The sequence below is a fragment of the candidate division WOR-1 bacterium RIFOXYB2_FULL_36_35 genome (genome assembly GCA_001771505.1).
Classification (GTDB): domain Bacteria; phylum Margulisbacteria; class WOR-1; order XYC2-FULL-46-14; family XYC2-FULL-37-10; genus XYB2-FULL-36-35.
The window spans coordinates 13,514-30,412 of sequence record MEUA01000044.1; the positions used below are offsets into that span (position 1 = coordinate 13,514).

Here is a 16,899-nt window from a genome sequence, read left to right on the forward strand (position 1 = left end):
AATCTAAAAAAATATAAAAGATAAGCTATTAAATTAAAAAGGAGATATCATGATAAAAGTGGGAATTATGGGGGTTGGTGGTTATGCGGGGCAAGCTTTGTTATCTTTACTTTTAAATCATCCTGAAGTAAAAATTGAGTGGATAATGTCGGGAGAGGAGAACGAAGGGAAGAAAATCGCAGACAGGTATCCGCACCTAAAAAACATTTGTGATCTTGCGTCTCATCCCTATGATAGCTTAGATAATCTGCTTAAAAAAATAGATGTTGTTTTTCTGGCTTTGCCTCATGGGTTGTCTATGAATTATGTTCCTAAAATCATTAAATTAGGCAAAAAGGCAATCGATCTTGGCGCGGATTATCGTTTTGACGACGAGGAATTTTTTAAAAAATGGTACAAGCTTGAACATAAGGACAAAAAAGTTTTAAAAGAGACAGTTTTTGGACTTCCGGAACTTTACAGAGGAAAAATTAAAAAGGCTAAATTAATTGGGAATCCCGGATGTTATCCCACAGCTGCAATATTGGCTTTGGCTCCCCTTATGAAAAAAAAGATAATTGATTTTTCTTTTATAGTTGTTGATGCCAAATCTGGTGTTTCTGGTGCGGGAAGAGGGTTGTCTCTTAAAACACATTTTTGCGAAAGAAATGAGGGGGTTTCGGCTTATTCTGTCAATAACCACCGCCACATGGGAGAAATTAATTATCAATTAGGAAGAATGATAAATAAAGAGATAAACACAACTTTTGTTCCACATCTCATTCCTATGAATCGTGGAATTCTTAATACAATTTATGCTAAAATTTCTGCCATGAAAAATCAGGATGCTAAAGACGATTTATTAGGATTATACAAAAGTTTTTATAATGGCAGCCCCTTTGTTCGGATTTATGAGGAGGGAGAACCTTGTACAAAAAATGTGTTCGGAACAAATTATTGTGACATCGGTCTTTCTATCAACTATGACACACAAACAGTCATAATAATGTCTGCTATTGATAATTTAATAAAAGGGGCGGCGGGCCAAGCCGTACAAAACATGAATTTAATGTTTGGGCTAGATGAAACAAGAGGGTTAAAAATGGCAGCTATCTATCCATGAAGAAAAAAAACGGTACAATTACATCTCCCCTTGGATTTAAAGCTTTTGGCATGGCTTGCGGCATAAAAAAGTCAGGGAAAAAAGATTTGGCACTTATAGTCTCTACTTCTCCGTCTGTTGTCGCAGGTGTTTTTACAAAAAATCAATACCAGGCAGCTCCTATTATAGTTTCCAAAAAAAATATAAAAAGCGGAGTTTGCAGGGCAATAATTGCAAACTCAGGAAATGCAAACTGCAGATGCACGGACGGCGCCGTAAAAGATGCAGAAAAAATGGTTGAGACAGCAGCCAAAGCCTTGAATATCAATGTTAAACATGTGCTTGTAACTTCTACCGGATCTATTGGAAAACCTCTTCCCATGAAAAAGATAGTTTCTGGGATAAAAACAATAGCTAAAAAAATTTCTGAAGATGGAGGCCATGATGCCGCGGAAGCCATTCTTACCACAGATACAAGGACTAAAGAGATTGCTGTTAAGGTTGACGGCTATAAAATCGCGGGAATTGCTAAGGGATCCGGAATGATTGCGCCGGACATGGCGACAATGCATGCTTTTATTACAACTGATGCTCAAATCAACTTGAAATTGTTAAAACAGATTTTAAAAAAGTCGGTTGATTCTTCTTTTAATATGTTAACCGTTGACAATTGTATGTCGACAAACGATTGTGTTTTTGTTCTTGCAAACGGATTGTCTGGCGTTAGAATTGAAGATAAGGTAAAAACAGAAAAATTTTCAAAGGCATTAGATTTTGTCTGCAAGTATTTGGCTTCCGAGATAGCTCGTGACGGAGAAGGGGCTACTCAACTTATAAGAGTCATTGTTAAAGGAGCAAGAAATTTAGCTGACGCAAGGATTGCGGCAAAAGCTATTGCGGGCTCTGATCTTTTAAAATGCGCAGTTTATGGTAAAGATTATAATCCGGGGAGGATTTTTGCGGCCGTGGGCGCAACTTGTGCCAAAATTAACCCTCATAAGATGAAAGTTGATATGAGATTTGGAGAAAAAGAGACGGTTATTATGTGTAATCTTGGTTCGGGAAAAGCAACAGCTGAGGCATGGGGATGTGATTTAACTTACGGCTATGTAAAAATTAATGCGAGGTATCATACATAAATGTTTGAACATTTAATTAAACGGGCGAAGACAGTCATGGAAGCACTCCCATATTTGATAAAATTTAGCGGCAAAACCGTCGTTATTAAGTATGGTGGGGCGGCAATGGAAAATCCGGAGCTTAAAAACGCTGTAATGCGGGATATTGTTCTTTTAAAATATGTTGGGATCAATCCTGTTATTGTGCATGGGGGGGGGCCTGAGATAAATCTTTTTCTTAAACGAAGAGGAATTGAACCCAAATTTGTTAATGGTTTGCGGGTTACAACTTTAGATGTTATGAGTGTTGTCGAACATGTTTTGGGAAATCGCATTAATTCGGAGATAGTTTCTTTAATAAAAAAGAATGGGGGGAGGGCAAAAGGGTTTTTTGGAAGAAAAGGAGAAGTTATAAAGGCTAAGAAACATTGGGCGAAAGACGATAAAAACAGAGATCTTGATCTTGGTTTTACAGGAGATGTTGTTGGTGTTCGCTATAGATTTTTAAGAAGATGGATGAAGTTGGGATATATTCCTGTTTTATCTCCTATAGGTGTAGGACATAGGAAAAAATCTTATAATATTAATGCTGATAGCGCTGCTGCAGCAGTTGCTGCCTGCCTTAAAGCTTCGAAGCTTATCTTGATGACTAATGTAAGGGGAGTTTTGGACAATAAGGGGGAGCTTTTATCTTCAATTAATTCAAAAAAAGCAAGTGGAATGATATCTTCGGGGCAAATTTCAGGAGGGATGATTCCAAAAATAAAATCCGGACTTTGCGCCATAAAAGACGGGGTAGAAAAAGTTCATATAATAGATGGTCGAATTCCTCATGCGATTTTACTTGAGATATTTACTGACTATGGCATTGGGACAATGGTAGAAAATTAACCCCGATTATGATAATCAGAGATTGAAATTCTAGTATGAATAATCGGGGTTAAGGGTTTTACCGTACCTGTTTATAATTGAGGCTAATTGTTGAAATGTTTTTCGTTCTCCCTCTTGAGCTTTTTCAAAAAAAAGGCTCCCCGGTTTAATTCTTTTATAATATTGTATTGAAACTTTATAATTGCCTTTCATTCGATTTACCTCTGCTATTTGAAAAAGGGACTCATCATTTGGTTCAATTTGATATGCCTTTAAAAAATATTTTTCCGCTTGAGCCAACTTCCCTAGTTTTACCAGAGTTTTTCCCATGCTATTTAATCCTTCTATTGATTTTGGATCATGCCTTAATGCTTTTTTGTAATACTTTGCGGCTAAAGATGGAAGATTGTGCCTTAAATAAATGTCTGCTTTGACACAAAAAGCTTCCGTCAGGTTGCTTGACAGCTTTATGGCACGGGTGCAAAATTCCAAGGCGTCATTTGCCAGTCCCAACTTTATAAGGATTCTTGCTTTTTTTAATAGAGTAATTGAATTTGTTGGATTAAATTTTATTGAATTGCTATAGCATATTAAGGCATCTTTATATTCTCCGTTGCTTATATGTAAATCTCCCTGTTCCTCCCAAAATTTTGCGAGAAATTCCCTGTTTTTATCTGGCACTGTTGAGTGGTTATAAATAATAACTGGCAGAATATTTTGATTGCTGGATGGTTTTTGCTCCCTGGGAGCTTCTTTTTTAACAGCTTGAGAAGGGCTGAAAATGACTGGTTTTTTTATCGGAGCTATAGACATATAGAACCCTCTTTTATATCTAAATTATAGCATAAAAATTGCAGAGGTTCTGTTTTTTTTGGCAGGAGAAGAGTTAGTCTGTCTGAAAAAACTTTTATTTCGAACGTTTGGCAATACTTGTATTTTGTGGCCACTACCCCGATTATCATAATCGGGGTTAATAAGCTAGAAGCTTATGACTACTGTAAATTTGATTAAAAATGCTGAGGCGTCTATTTTAGTCGCTTTAATGTTTTTGTCTGAAAGAATAATGTCTGGATTTATTAAAAGTGTTCCTGTTTTATCATAGTAAGGGACATCTGTTATTAAATAAGAATCGATCATATTTTGGACAGAAGGTTTGCCCATAACATCAAAAAAGTTGGGATGATTTCCTATTATTCCTAATTGTTCTATTTTGCCGGAACAACTTTCTCTTTCTTGAGAAGGAGTAATCTTAATCGTGACCTCTAAAGCAAGGGTTCCCTTAAACTTGAGGGTGTGTTTCTGGGATGTCTCCGACAGTTTTTCTCCTATTATTTTTAATGCCTCTTCTGTGAAAGATTTTAAGGCGCGGGTTTGTGAATTAATATAAACTGTAATGGGTTTTTGGTGAAGAGCATCTGCTAGATTTTTTTGATTTCCTGCCATGGCGGTCGGCTTTTGTCTTACGGGCATTCCTGACTCATCCATTTTTGCAGTTATGGTTTTTCCTGCCTGCATGGAATCGATGTTAGGATTTGTTCTAGTTGCAGCGATGGGCACCGTCTTAATCTCCATTGTTTCTATTTTTTCTTCAGGGGTTTCTAATATTTCTGCGGTAGAGTTTGGGTTCTTTTCCGTTACTGCTATTGCAGTGGGGAGAGAGACTTCCTTTTCTTCTTTTGGCTCTTCGACTAGAAGGGTATTCATTTTTGCAATTTTTGCCTGGTCGTTTCTTGTGGTTGCTTCTGCCATTTTTTTATAAAATTCTTCTTGTAAAGTGGCAACTTCTATTTCTAAGAAATGTGTATTTATAGGAATTGTTTGATCTTTGATGTTATATAGGGCATCTTGATAATAAGCAATGGCTGTTCCGTATGCTTCTTCTTTTGCATAACATCTTGCAAGCATTATTAGTATTTGAAAATCTTCAGGATTTGATTTTTTGAGCTTTAAAAATTCATCTTTTGCTTTTTCATAATTACCTAAGAGAAATTCTTGCGTTGCTTTTGCATATCTTATTTGTTTGAATGCATCCCGTTCTAATTTATAAGTTTCAGAAGTAATCATTTCTTCCGGGATTTTTGCAATAGTCTGTAGCGCCATATTCCCGTTTTCTATAAGCTTTTTCGCATCTTCTAAACTAGTAATATTTTGATAATAAGTAGAGTCATAAGATTTTCCATAAAGTAATTCTTGTGTTTTAAAAACAGCTCTTTCAAACTCCGTTGCTATGGCTTGCAAAAGCAAATTTTCTTCTATTGAGCTATCCTTTGCAAGGTCACTAGCTTTTTTATAGGCATCAATTGCTTTATCATATTGCCCAAGTTTACTATAGCATTCTGCGATTTTTTCCCATGTTTTTCCGTCTAAAACATTATTTTTGGATAAAAACGTTTCAATATAAAGCAATGCCTCTTCATAATTGTTGTTGTAATATTCTATCCAGAAATTTGCGTAAGCTATGTTTAGCTTTAGTGTAAAGGCTTGGTTGTATTCTGATTTTGAGAGCATTCCTGCGACAGCTTCCGCGTTTGTCCTTATTGCTATTGCATCTTCTATGCTGTTTATTCTTGGAACTTCATATTGAAGGGTTTTTGTTCCATTTATCGGAGAATTTCCAAAGAGAGAGCTTAACGCTATAAAAAAATTATCTCCTTTTGGAGACATAAGTTTGCCTTTTTTACCTTGGGCGCGTCTATGATAATAGCCTGCAATTATTCTGCTCGCCTCTTTTCCTTCCAACTCATAGCTCACAGCTATTTTTTCAAAGAGTGATTTGTCTAGCTCTCCCCTTTGCAGCATTAAGGATTTTCCGTTGATATAAAAGAGTTGAATCCTTGCGCTCTTATAGTCCCCGTCAAAAAGCGCTTGGCATGCTTTTGCATACTCTAAACGTAGATTTAAAACAGGCTCATACGTTTTAAAATCATTTCCTTCTGACATTGTTGCGATATATCCTAACGCTTTTTCTGTGTCTTCTGCTAATTCTTGTGCTTCCTGCGGGCTCTTTATTGTGGGCAATGAATTTCCATCTGCTATCCTTCTCTCTCCGCTTCTTGTATAATCTACCAATCTATTTATTTTTGGGGCTAAAGCTAACTCTGCCATCCTGTAAGCGCCAACGGCATCTTCTTTTCTTCCAAGCCCTTCATAGCATTTTCCTATCAACTTCCACGCCACATCATCTTTTTCTTCGTCAGGGATATTATTAAAAAGATAAAGAAGCGCCATTTCATATTCTTCTGCTTCGACTAACGCTTGCCCATTTTCAATAGCTTCAGCGCTATTTTGTTGGGTGGGGGTTTCTCCTCTTGTAATTTGTTCTTTTTGGAAACTTAGAGAGTTTTCCGCTTGATCCTCAAACTGGCTTTTAACCCGAGGTTTAATAAGGAGCTCTTTATCCCCCTTAATCTCTATTTCTTCAATTGGGGGTGCGGTACTGGCTTCTTGTTTAGCGGAATGCTGTGCTGTTTTTGGGGTTGATTGGTTGTTTTGGGGAGGAGGAGCTAGACTTGTCAATGCTTCTTTCCCTTTTTCATTTAAGATTGATATGTTTTCTCTCGCTTTACTTGATCTTGTTTGAACAATTTTGGCTAACTCCGGATGGCTCTGTAATATCTTTGCTGCAAGTTCATACCAACTTATCTCGTCATAAGAGGCATTTAATTTTCTAAAATATCTTGCCATTAATTCAACATAAAAAAGAATTTCATCTCTTGCAAAAGAGTTCATTATTTCACTGTCTGCGATGGGATTGCTTTTCTGATTTTCTAGTTTTTCCGAAAGAGCTCTCACCTTAGCTATAACTATGCTTATAACTTCATCTTCTCTTTGCAGTTTTTCTCCTGTATTGATTGCCCTTGTTAACTGTTCTTGAGATTCTTTTGTTTTGTCTGATTTTTGGGGAGGGAGGGAGACTATTGCTGTTGTTTCGGATGAGTATATTCTTGGGGCGCTTAAGTCTTTTAATGGAGTTTTGTCCATCCTTTCCATTAATAACACATTTGTTCTATCTGCTTCTTTTAAATTCCCAGTTCTTTGATAACAGGTGTTGATTGCTTGAAGAACTCTTGGGCCACACATTGACTCGGGAATTTTTCTAAAAAATTTTAAAGCTCTTTTATAGTTTCCCTTATAATATGCCCTCATCCCGTTTCCTAGGTTTTCTTGTCGTCTTGCCAACTCTTCAAGTATTGTTGTGTCGGTTTTCTCCATCTTTTTTATTCTTTGCAAAATTTTAAAGCTCTTTTGAGCATTATCTATCCACCCTTGTGCTGTTTTTTCATCTTTTGGAATTGAGTTGTAATCCGGAATTAATTCATAGCTGTGGGTTTCTTCGGAATATATAGAAGTATAACTGCATAATAATTTGTTTTGAGCTTCCCTTTTTAAAAAATTTGTTTCTTTTTGTAATTCTGACAACCTTGTTGACATTGCTTTTTCAGAAAGCTCAGCTGCATCAAAAATTGAAAGAGGGTTTTGTCCTCCCGAATTTTCTTCTTCATCTTTTTCTTTTGTCCCAATGCTTGAAACTTTCTGTTCATCGTGACCTGGAAGAACTCCGGAATTTTTTAATGTTTCTATAGAAACTCTATCAGAATTCATTATAATCTCCTGCTTATATATCGAACAAAATAGGCCCTAATTTCATTGAAAGCGCATTAAATTTCAATGGTTTCCCCATGCTTATTAATCGGATTAACGCATGAGTAACTTGTGGGGTTTATTTGTTAGCATTGTGGTGCAATTTTAGCCTGAAATTTTCGATAATTATGTAGGAAAGAAAATTGATACAATTTTCCATGACTTGATACGATTAAAATATAAAGGTAGTATAGTCAAAAAATATGGGAGTGATGTTAAATGGATTTAGAAATTTTTAGGAATTTTGGGTGTCATGGATTTAATAGAGGACAAAAACAACCAGATAAACCCAATTCTGTTGCTTCGGAAGACAGATATGTTATTAATTTGTATGAAAGCTACGAAACATTGCTAAATCGGTTCGATGAGCTTAACAGCTCTTTTGACAAGCTCTCTATCTTTGAATTGATTAGTTTGGTGGATACTTGTAAAAAACTGGCGGCGCTTGACCCGGGGGACAAGGCAAAAAAGAGGTATCTTTTGACAGCTAAAGATGCTTATGAAAAAGCCCAGGAAAAGATGGTAGGACGTGGTGATAAAGCTCTTGTTACTGAGGCTATTGCAAGACTAAATACCAAGATAAGAGATTTGGAAGTTTCAATCTCGTTGGCCGTTGGGAATGCTGATGTTTTACCTATGCCGAACGAACCTTTGGCTCCTATGGAATCAGCAACTAGAACCATAATAGTTGCCGCCGATACTGAAAAAACAAACGGCGCATATAAAGGATGGAGCTATACTTCAAAAAAAATAATTGAAAAGCTTCGGAGTTTGAAAGAAGGAGAAGGGCTTGTAGTTGCTTTGAACGATGGAAATTCTTATATTCTTTCAAGAGTTGATGATGGACACGTTGCTATTTCAGGGAAATTTAAATGCCAGGAGCCCAAGACCTTAAATGATTTTTTATTGGGTGAAGTTCTTGGCGTTGATGATAAGGCTGCAAATAAAAATTACTCTGACTACAGAGCTCTTGTTAGTTTAAATCCCAATCAAGGTATTGCAAACAGCGGCCGGTTCGCCGTCTCTATCGAACCTATTGATATTGACAGTAACGGGACGATTACCTTAGGGCAACCTTCTGAAAAAAATGAGGAGCTTGCCACTTCCTCAAAAGAAAAGGATAAGAAGGGAGTTGTTGTGGGTGAAGGCGAACACAAACACCAATCCTTTAGAGAAATAGGGGTTTTAGCTGCTTTAGATCGAAGTAATTTAAAGGTAGAAGATGGTGTCCCAATTCCTAGTTTAATTATTGGGGTACGTGCTAAAAGCCCTGAAGACTTGAGTTTTCTTCCATCTCTTAGAGGGATGAGTCCAGCTTCTCCTCCTGTAACCCCAGGCCCTGCTGTCTCCTCTGTAAGCCAAGCTCCTACCACCGATGCTGCCGTGAATAGAAGAGCTGCGATAAAAATTGAGGGAACGGAGGAAGATAGTCCGATGGATATCGTAAAAACAGAGATACAACAGAAGGTTATTGAAGCAATACAAAAAGATAAAGGGCTAATGACTGACCTTGTAAACAAGTTACAATTAGGGATCTCTATCTCATTTAAAGTCAGGACATTTTATGACCCTGAGTCTTCGGTTTTGTCTATAAACGGAGTTTATGATGAAACGGGAGATAAAGGCTTTATAGACGCTTTGGTTTCTAAAGCTTCTTTTAGCGCGATTAACTATGAAGTAGAAGGGTTGACTTATTCTCCAGTATATCTTATTTCCATAAAACCTTCAGGGGAAAGAATAGAAGTACATATTGAAGACTCGGCCGAAGGGTTATCAAACCTAAAAATAGAGATCAGACATGATGGCTCTTCTGCTGGCAATTAACCCTTATTAGGATAATCGGGGTTAATTTATGTTGCTGGAGATCCCGCTAAAATTCCGGCCATAGCAAGTTCTTTTTTTTGACGGTCGCTTTCTTTAAGGGCAGTTTCATAGGTTTGGGAATCGCTGTCATACATTGAAGACAATTGGTTGTGCCAATATTCCAGGGAAAAGGCGTCTGCGATCCTATATGGTTTATGGAGACTGCTGCAATAGCGTGATGAGAAAATAGTAGGAAGAGACCTAAAATGGAGAAGATATTTTAACGTATCGTATTCACATCTTGCTATTGCATTTCTTATTTGCGTTGAAGATACATCAAAGCTCGGGAATCGATCGTTTCTTACAAAAAAACCTCTTTCTATCAAGTTGTTAAACCATAAATTTGCGCTATTGTGTGGCGGAGAGATAAATGTTTTTTCTTCTCTGTCCGAATATAATACTTTTATATCTCTCGGGGACAGCAAATCAAGCAAAAGAGCTTGATTTTGCCTTCTATAATAACTATTTACCTTGTCTACACCAGTTACATAATATACCCATTCGATATGTGGATTAAGCTCCATAAGCAATGAAAAGGCCATGATATCTAATAATCTTCTACGGCTTGTAAATCCATTTTCTGCGAACGGAATGCCCCCTAATATTGTTTCCATATCTTGTCTTAGGGTTGAGGAGTAAAAATCTGTGAATTGAATATTTGACTGGTTGATTATGCTTGTTATAATTTCATGGCGAATATCAAATGAAAGAGAAAAAGGTTTCTGTGGATTTGTTCCGCTTGGCATTAATATAATTCCATTTAAATTTTCAAAGAGTATTGCTCCTAGTGCTGTTGATAGATGGCCTATATGCAAAGGGTTGAAGCATCCCGGGAATAGCGCCATTTTTATAGAATTAAAACCGGTTTTTGCTAAAGCCTTGGTTTTATCAGAGTTAGTGTCATTGCTTTCCCAAAACCTGCTTGCTACTTCATTTGTTATGTTAGGGATTTCTTTTGTAGATAATTGTACTTTCCTTTGTCTTTTAGGAAGAGCTTGTATCCTGGCTTTTAAAAGATTTGCAGCTGCGCTTTGTGGATATAAGGAGAGCGTTAGCGCCGCTTGAGGTTGTCTTTGTTCGCATAGAAGCCTAAAATGTTCTGCCTGATACTTATCGAACGTTTCGAATCGTCTTTGTTGGATGCTGTGTTTGGCGCTTATGTTTGACATAGGTTTGTTTCGTCTGTTTTAAGTATTTATTTCACCCCGATTAGGAAATCGGGGTTCATTATATAATCATGTATTTGCTTTTTCAATTGTGCCTCTTTTATGATTGATTCATACAAAAATGTATTTTCATGCATTCAAATTCATACAAAAAAGTATATTTTCTCTCTTTTTTATCCTTTTTCTTTTGGCGGGATAATTGCTAACTAAAGGGTAATTTGTTGAGGTATATTTAAAAAAAGGAGAAAAACACAATGAAAAAAAGTTTTATTTCTATGTTTCTTGTTTGCTTTTTTGCCGGTTTATCTTTTGCGACACCGTCCACGCAGATATGGAATCCTTCAACAGATATCCAGGGGGTAGGAGTTCTGCATTTTGGCATAGATAACTATTTTACACAGGAGGGGCCGATTGACGGAGGGTATGCTTTCCCTACGGATTTGGGTTTAACTTACGGAATATTTCCAGGGTTTGAAATAGGGGCAGATATCATGCTTCCACAGCAAATCCCTTTTGTTTTTAATGCTAAATATGGAATAGGGGAAAAAGAAATTCTTCCGTCTTTTGCGATAGGCGGGTTTGGGTTTGGCACACAAAAGGATGTAACAGACCAAAATGTTTTATATGGAGTTGTTGCTAAAACATTTCCTGTTGCAGGAAGGTTTACTGCTGGATATTTTTCAGGGAATGAGAGAGTCCTTATTGATCCAACAGGTGCAAAAGACAATGCGGGATTAATTTTAACTTGGGACAAAGCTATAAACGATAAGTTGTGGGCATGCGTTGATTATGCAGGCACAAAGTCGGCCTTAGGCGCAACATTCTATGGAATCTCTTGGATGTTTTCAGGAAATACTTCTGTGATATTTGGATATGGCACCTATAACAATGGCGCAAAACCGACATTTACTACGCAGTTGGATATAAATATATAAAAGGGGGAAAATAAGATGATAAATGCTGGAGATACCGCTTGGGTTTTAATTTCTACCGCGCTCGTTATTATGATGACGCCGGCGCTGGGGTTTTTCTACGCGGGAATGGTGAGGCGTAAGAATATACTTTCAACTCTTATGCTTTCTGTTTCAATTCTCGCGCTGATTTCTGTGCAATGGGTGCTTTACGGATATTCATTATCATTTGGAACTGATCATGCTGGTCTTATAGGTGGTTTAAACTGGCTTGGGTTAAATGGGGTGGGGCAAGAAGCGAACGCTGGATATGCTGCCACAATTCCACATCTTGCGTTTATGGTGTTCCAGCTTGCTTTTGCCGTAATAACTCCTGCGCTTATTACCGGAGCTTTTGTTGAAAGAATAAATTTTGGAAGCTTCTTATTATATATTTTATTATGGTCAACTTTTGTTTATGCGCCTGTTGCTCACTGGGTATGGGGAATTGGAGGTTGGCTTAGAAATATAGGGGCACTTGATTTTGCGGGAGGGACCGTTGTTCATATAACAGCAGGTATTTCCGCGTTATCCATGGCAATGGTTATTGGAAAACGCAAAGGATATGGAAAAACCCCGATGGAACCATCAAATATTCCTCTTACAGTTTTGGGGGCTTTTCTTTTATGGTTTGGCTGGTTTGGGTTTAATGGTGGATCAGCATTGGCGGCAAACGGGCTTGCGGTTTCTGCTTTTGTTGTTACAAATACTGCTGCGGCATCTGCGGCTCTTGCTTGGATGGTTGTAAGCTGGATTCACAAAAGACCAAGCGTCTTAGGTTTGGCAACTGGAGCTGTCGTAGGGCTCGTTGCCATTACTCCTGCTTCAGGATATGTGAGTCCCTTGTCCGCGATAATAATAGGGGCTGTTGCGGCCATTATTTCTTACTATGCAATTCTTATCCGCACAAAAAGCGGGCTGGACGATTCGCTAGATGTTTTTGCTTGCCACGGAATGGGAGGAATTGTTGGTGCTTTGGCTACAGGCCTCTTTGCTGAAAAAGCTATAAATTCTGCTGGTGCAAATGGATTGTTCTTTGGAAACCCTGGACAGTTTGGAATTCAAGCTTTTACGGTAGCCGTAGTCGTTCTCTTTGCTTTTGTTGTAAGCTTTATCCTTGCAAAGGTTGTTGATGCTATCTTCTCTTTGAGAGCAAAAGAGTCGGAAGAGAATATCGGGCTTGATATAGCTCAGCATGGCGAAACGGCGTTTAGCTAAAAATTTAGGAGGAGACTAAAATGAGTTTTAAAAAAATAGAGGCAATTATAAGGTCGGAAAAAATAGAAGAAGTAAGAATTGCTCTTGAAGAAGAGGGATTTGTTGGAATGACTGTTACAGAGGTAAAAGGGCGGGGGACGCAAAAGGGAATAGTCCTTGAATGGCGGGCTGGAGAATATCGGGTTGAATTTTTGCCGAAGCTAAAGGTGGAGGTCATCGTTGACGACTTTGATTGCGAGAGAGCAATCAGTGCCATTGAAAAATCTGCAAGAACTGGACAACAGGGAGACGGCAAAATATTTGTTTATCCTGTTGAGAATATTATAAGGGTTAGGACGGGGGAGCGGGGAGATAAAGCGATTTAGGATAAAAAAAGGAGCTCGAAAATTCTCGAGCTCCTTTTATGTTTAATAAATTTTAGCCAATAGATATGCTTAAGGCCGGTTTTTCGGCAATAAAAATCTTCATGTCTTCTCTAAGGGATAAAGTTTTTAAAATGTCTTTTATTTCCCTTTTTTGATTTCTACTTCCACAAGCAATAAGAATATCGCCTTTTGATTCTTCTAAGGTAGTTTCAAGTTGTTCTTTTATAAGGTGCACATTTAACCTAGGTTCATCTAAATCTATAACAGTTAAAGCTTTGTCACGGGGATTGAAATGTTCAACTGTAAAAGAAAAGTCTGCTTTAATCCCTTCAAGCCTCTCCCCAAAACCTCGAGCTTCTTTGTTGTTTCTTAAATCAACAATGCGAACCCCATTTGTGAGGTCTAATTTTTTCGAGGCCACTCTTGCCCTGCCTTCTGAAAAGTAATTGTTTCCTTTCACTTTTTCATTTGGCTTTGAATAATCTATATTTACTGTTAAATATTTTTCCGTCCCCATAAAATGGAACCTCACAGCAGAAGCCATTTGAATTGTGCCAGAGACTGTTTTAACTTTCTCGATTGGACGAAAACCTCTTATTATCATTTTAAGCATTCCTCCTTATTTCAAGACCGAAACTATGATTGAATGAATTATCTCCACCCCCTTATTTCTTATCGCCTATTGCTTACTTGTCGCCCCCCCCTCCAGAAAATTTCAGTGTATTTTTATCGACAGTATTGCAATACTGAGGGATGTTTGTGATTCTTGAAGAACTGTTTGAATTAATGGCAATTTCCCCAGGTATGAACCCCGATTAGGAAATCGGGGTTAAATAATGAAATCAAATACCCTAAAAATTAAATAAAAAGGCAAAGAAATAAGTTCATATTTTAATGTGTTGGAGTCTGGAAGTGATAATTCGTTTTTATTAAGGGATAAACCTCCATTATATATTCTAATGCCAAAACTGCTGCCACTTCTATATAAAAATTGGTGTAAAGATTTTAAAGAGCCCTGTTTGCCTGCTTTTACTTCGATAGGTATAAGCTTGCTTCCGATTTGAAACAAAAAATCCAATTCAGACGAACTCCCTTTTTCTTCACGAATCCAAAAGTAAAGAGAATTTCTATTAAAGCTGTTTAATGCAAGCAATTCTTGTCCAATGAATTGTTCAAATAATGCCCCGTTAAAAGCATCATTTAATAAATCTTTTTTTATTTGGTCTTTAGTCAAATGCAAAAGACTGGAACAAAGCCCTATATCCAAGAATAAACTTTTAGGAGCTGATTTTAATTTTTTTGCAATTGGAGGGCTTAAAGAAACTGAAGGGAAAACTCGTTCTATAAGCATTGCTTCATGTAAAACATCAAAAGCATTTGAAATATTTCTGGAACGATTTTCTATCCCAGCCAATTTTGAATATTTAATTCTTTTTCCAATATTAAAGGGCGTACTATCCCAAACAATTTTTAAAAATTCGACTTCAGAAGCTCTAGCGTATTTAGCAAAATCTTCTTTAAAAGATTCAATAAGATCATTTTGATATTTTTTAACATTTATTAAGCTTCCGCTTGAAATATAAGTATTAACTGCTTCAGGCATGCCTCCAACAATTATGTAAAGAGAAAGCAAATCCAAAAGATTTTCATGGACAGCCTGGGGGATTTTGTCGGAAATTTTAACGTCTTTTAAATTGATTAGCAGAATTTTTTTATCTAATGCGAATAGAAACTCTTCAAAAGTAACAGGATATAAGTATAAAAACTCTACTCTCCCGACGGGAAACGCCCAACCTTCGTTTTTCATTCTTACTTCAAGAAGAGATCCCGCGCTTACCACATGTAAATCAGGAATTTCTTCGTATAAATAACGGAGCATTTTTATCGCTGAAATGGAATTTTGTATTTCATCCAAAAATAAAAGAGTTTCTCCTGGAATAATTTTTTGATTTGTCAGGCTTTCTATGCTTTGAATGGTATTTTTTGCGTCAGAGACACCATCAAAGATTTTTCTTATGTTGTCTTTTTCCAGATTTAACTCTACAAAAATCTTAAATTCTTTGGAGAATTTTTTTATAAGAGTAGTTTTCCCAGTTTGGCGAGCCCCTCGTATAATAAGGGGTTTTCTGCCATTTTTATCCTTCCATTCTAACAATAACTCTTCAGCCTTTCTCTTGAACATATCTAATATTATACATAAAGAATAGGTTCTTTGCAATGTTTATTTGCATAAAGAATAGGTTCTTTGGGCTCATTCTATCTTAAAAAATTAATTAACCCTGATTATTCGCCCCGATTAGGAAATCGGGGTTAATAATATGGAAAGAGCAAATGATTTTTATAAAAAATCCTTTATGTTACGAGAAACTCCATTTTCTACTTCTTCGTTTTTGTATTTGGATGGTATAAATAGGTTCTTAAGGCTTTTTAAGTTAATAAAATTGTTTGGATCCTCTATTAAAGATCGAAATACATTAAGCAATGATAGTTTGTCTAGACTTAATAACTGGGACAGTGCTAATCTAAAACCAAATAAATAAAGTTCCTCAAGATTTTTTGATTGTGATAATGCAGATAAATCTACTCTTTCGCGGGGACCAATGTTAGTGGCGCTTAACCTTTTTAGGTTGCTTAATGCTGGTAACGATTCAAGTGCTCCTGGTAAAGCTTTAACTCTTAAGCTTTCAAGATTATTAAAACCTTCCAACATACTTAAATCGCTACAAACACCTAACTCTAAGCTTGAAATTGAATCCCTCGCAAGTTTTAAATCGCGGATATCGTCAGGAGTTAAAGGTTCTTTGAATGTCAAATTATTTTTTCCGTCTGCAGATGTAACCTTACGTCCAAAAACAAGCCTTAAAAAAGGTGCGGAATCATTTTTAAGATATTTAGATTCATAGGCAATAACCATTGTCTTTACAAAATCAGGTTCTCCAATTCTTTCCCTATGAAAAAGCAAGCCAGCAGATAGCTTCTCTATGTAATCACTTGCTCTATCATTGCCCAACGTTGTAATAATGCCAGATCCATGTTCGAGTAAGTGGCTTAATATGCTCTCAACTCTTTCGACAGGGAGGGTATTTAGTTTTTCTTCTATTTTTTCGAATGCAGTAAAAAGATGTTCGAGCGGCGATGCGACTACCTGAACGCTTGTTGGGGGACAACCTGTAACAGGGGACAACTCGTAATCACTCCCTGGTCTTAGGGCTATATTTCCTTGAGGAATAATTCCGTACCTATTTCTAAGGCTAGCTATTTCCCTGCCTATTATTGTTATTGTCATTTTATTTCTCCTTCCAAGAAGAGACACTGGGCTGGCTCCCTGTCCTCTTTCAAGCCTTCTTAATTTGTATAAGCTCGGGCTGGACACCCTCGCGCTCTCCCAAGCCCTCATGCCCTCATACTCCGTTATCGTTTTTTTTTTTTGAAATTTCATATGATTTTTGCACCAGAAGAATTGAAATTTCAATAACCTTTATTCGAAGGTATTATGAAATGATATATAAAAAGGTAGTATCTTTTGATTTGGATAAGACAATAGAAAGAAGCCCGATAAAAGAGTTATATAGAAGCTTTGAAGAGATAAAATCGTCTGGGGACGTATCTTTGGTAGAAGAATTTATT

Annotated in this window: 13 protein-coding genes; 7 read left to right on the forward strand and 6 right to left on the reverse strand. The window is 37.0% G+C overall.

From position 1 onward, the window contains the following. The first annotated feature begins 49 nt into the window (after window positions 1–49). From A2290_02435 to A2290_02445, 3 genes are read left to right on the forward strand one after another with little or no spacing between them, the layout of a single operon-like run. A complete protein-coding gene (locus A2290_02435; protein ID OGC14029.1) occupies window positions 50–1,102 on the forward strand; it encodes an N-acetyl-gamma-glutamyl-phosphate reductase in 1,053 nt (350 codons plus the stop codon). Beyond that, complete coding sequence (locus A2290_02440; protein OGC14030.1) at window positions 1,099–2,220, forward strand: hypothetical protein; 1,122 nt, start codon at window positions 1,099–1,101, stop codon at window positions 2,218–2,220. The genes A2290_02435 and A2290_02440 overlap by 4 nt, the downstream gene beginning before the upstream one ends. Next, window positions 2,221–3,090: an acetylglutamate kinase gene (locus tag A2290_02445; protein OGC14031.1), complete on the forward strand. Its 870-nt coding sequence runs from the start codon at window positions 2,221–2,223 to the stop codon at window positions 3,088–3,090. 30 nt (window positions 3,091–3,120) lie between these two features. On the opposite strand, the gene A2290_02450 is transcribed toward A2290_02445, so the two are convergent. Together A2290_02450 and A2290_02455 are read right to left on the reverse strand one after the other, a co-directional pair. Next, window positions 3,121–3,882: a hypothetical protein gene (locus A2290_02450; GenBank protein ID OGC14032.1), complete on the reverse strand. Its 762-nt coding sequence runs from the start codon at window positions 3,880–3,882 to the stop codon at window positions 3,121–3,123. 165 nt (window positions 3,883–4,047) lie between these two features. Further along, window positions 4,048–7,671, reverse strand: coding sequence for a hypothetical protein (locus A2290_02455; GenBank protein ID OGC14033.1), 3,624 nt, complete (start codon window positions 7,669–7,671; stop codon window positions 4,048–4,050). Between the two features lie 258 nt (window positions 7,672–7,929). Here A2290_02455 and A2290_02460 point away from each other — a divergent pair, with 258 nt between their 5' ends. After that, window positions 7,930–9,534 (forward strand): hypothetical protein, encoded by a 1,605-nt coding sequence (locus A2290_02460; protein OGC14034.1) that lies wholly within the window; start codon window positions 7,930–7,932, stop codon window positions 9,532–9,534. A gap of 26 nt (window positions 9,535–9,560) precedes the next feature. Here A2290_02460 and A2290_02465 read toward each other — a convergent pair whose 3' ends face one another. Next, window positions 9,561–10,742: a hypothetical protein gene (locus tag A2290_02465; protein ID OGC14035.1), complete on the reverse strand. Its 1,182-nt coding sequence runs from the start codon at window positions 10,740–10,742 to the stop codon at window positions 9,561–9,563. A gap of 251 nt (window positions 10,743–10,993) precedes the next feature. On the opposite strand from A2290_02465, the gene A2290_02470 reads away from it, so the two are divergent. The 3 genes from A2290_02470 to A2290_02480 are packed head-to-tail and all read left to right on the forward strand — an operon-like array spanning window position 10,994 to window position 13,272. Beyond that, a complete protein-coding gene (locus A2290_02470) occupies window positions 10,994–11,674 on the forward strand; it encodes a hypothetical protein (GenBank protein ID OGC14036.1) in 681 nt (226 codons plus the stop codon). Between the two features lie 18 nt (window positions 11,675–11,692). After that, window positions 11,693–12,907 carry an ammonia channel protein gene (locus A2290_02475; protein ID OGC14041.1) on the forward strand — a complete coding sequence of 405 codons (1,215 nt, stop codon included), beginning with the start codon at window positions 11,693–11,695 and terminating at the stop codon, window positions 12,905–12,907. Window positions 12,908–12,927: 20 nt separating this feature from the next. Further along, entirely contained in the window at window positions 12,928–13,272 is a 345-nt protein-coding gene (locus A2290_02480; GenBank protein ID OGC14037.1) for a transcriptional regulator, read from the forward strand. 52 nt (window positions 13,273–13,324) lie between these two features. On the opposite strand, the gene A2290_02485 is transcribed toward A2290_02480, so the two are convergent. The 3 genes from A2290_02485 to A2290_02495 all read right to left on the reverse strand — a co-directional run bounded on the left by A2290_02485 (window position 13,325) and on the right by A2290_02495 (window position 16,711). After that, window positions 13,325–13,876: a hypothetical protein gene (locus tag A2290_02485; protein ID OGC14038.1), complete on the reverse strand. Its 552-nt coding sequence runs from the start codon at window positions 13,874–13,876 to the stop codon at window positions 13,325–13,327. Window positions 13,877–14,101: 225 nt separating this feature from the next. Further along, complete coding sequence (locus tag A2290_02490) at window positions 14,102–15,454, reverse strand: hypothetical protein (GenBank protein OGC14039.1); 1,353 nt, start codon at window positions 15,452–15,454, stop codon at window positions 14,102–14,104. A 156-nt stretch (window positions 15,455–15,610) separates the two neighbouring features. Next, window positions 15,611–16,711 carry a hypothetical protein gene (locus A2290_02495; GenBank protein ID OGC14040.1) on the reverse strand — a complete coding sequence of 367 codons (1,101 nt, stop codon included), beginning with the start codon at window positions 16,709–16,711 and terminating at the stop codon, window positions 15,611–15,613. Between the last annotated feature and the right edge of the window lie 188 nt (window positions 16,712–16,899).